The sequence below is a fragment of the Bartonella queenslandensis AUST/NH15 genome, assembly GCF_000312585.1.
In the GTDB taxonomy this organism is placed as follows: Bacteria; Pseudomonadota; Alphaproteobacteria; order Rhizobiales; family Rhizobiaceae; genus Bartonella; species Bartonella queenslandensis_A.
The window spans coordinates 1-335 of the sequence record NZ_HE998086.1 but is presented as its reverse complement, the minus strand read 5'-3'; the positions used below and the strand labels follow the sequence as shown (position 1 = coordinate 335).

Annotated in this window: 1 protein-coding gene; it reads left to right on the top strand. The window is 42.7% G+C overall.

Annotated features, from left to right (window positions below):
• The coding region (locus tag BN338_RS09460; protein ID WP_039761572.1) for an FtsK/SpoIIIE domain-containing protein at window positions 1-335 on the top strand (335 nt) is incomplete at both ends.

Genomic DNA, 335 nt, shown 5'->3' with positions numbered 1-335 from the left:
CTTGGTGGGCACAATTACCTGGCAATTATGCTTATCGCGCGCGTTCTGGTGCGATAACAAGCCGCAACTATGCGGCACTTTCTCCATTTCATTCTTTTCCGGTTGGGAAAATAGATGGCAATGTGTGGGGACCAGCGGTTGCTTTGATGAAAACCTCTGCAGGTTCACCGTTTTATTTTAACTTTCACTTTGGTGATTTAGGCAATACGTTTGTTTGTGGTCCTTCTGGTTCTGGAAAAACGGTTATTGTTAATTTTCTTTTAGCACAACTTCAAAAGCATGATCCCCATATGGTCTTTTTTGATAAAGATCGGGGTGCAGAGCTTTTTGTGAGA